The following is a 463-nucleotide window of genomic DNA, read 5'->3' as shown; positions in this document are numbered from 1 at the left end:
CCGGATATTGCGGGTCGGAGTAGATATGGCAACTGGTGGTCACTTTGACCTTATCGCACGGCAGAAAATGCACCGTGATACCGCAGGTTTTTTGTCCGGTGTAATCAGGAACCGGAACCGTTGCAGTATGTTGTTTGTTTTGAGAACGCATTTTTTTATCCCAGGCAATATATTTCTCTCGATCAGCATAACCCGGAAAGCCCTCCATATCATGAACCCCCGTTTCCCAGTCAATTTTCACCGTCATGCCCGGCTGCCACTGCGCCGGCGCCCTGAAGCAACAGCCGCCCCCGCCCCCCTGGTGCGGGCCGATAATATCAATGCCCGACTGGCCGTTATCGCTAAAGTGGTTTATCGCCCACCGGGGATGGTTGACCGCCTCAATGGTGCCGCCCGCCGCCTGCGCCTGCTGGCAACCCGCCAGCATCAGCCCCGCCAGCGCCATTCCTGCCCTGAATACCTT

Annotated in this window: 1 protein-coding gene; it reads right to left on the bottom strand. The window is 56.8% G+C overall.

Annotated elements, in window-relative coordinates; translation table 11 throughout:
* Positions 1-445: DUF3304 domain-containing protein (locus JJB97_RS17720; RefSeq protein WP_238715400.1), on the bottom strand; the 445-nt coding region annotated here is incomplete at its 3' end.
* Positions 446-463: the final 18 nt, after the last annotated feature.

The organism is Tenebrionibacter intestinalis, assembly GCF_016632365.1.
Classification (GTDB): Bacteria; Pseudomonadota; Gammaproteobacteria; order Enterobacterales; family Enterobacteriaceae; genus Tenebrionibacter; species Tenebrionibacter intestinalis.
The sequence above is the reverse complement of the archived record's forward strand: the minus strand, read 5'-3'. Positions and strand labels throughout refer to the sequence as shown.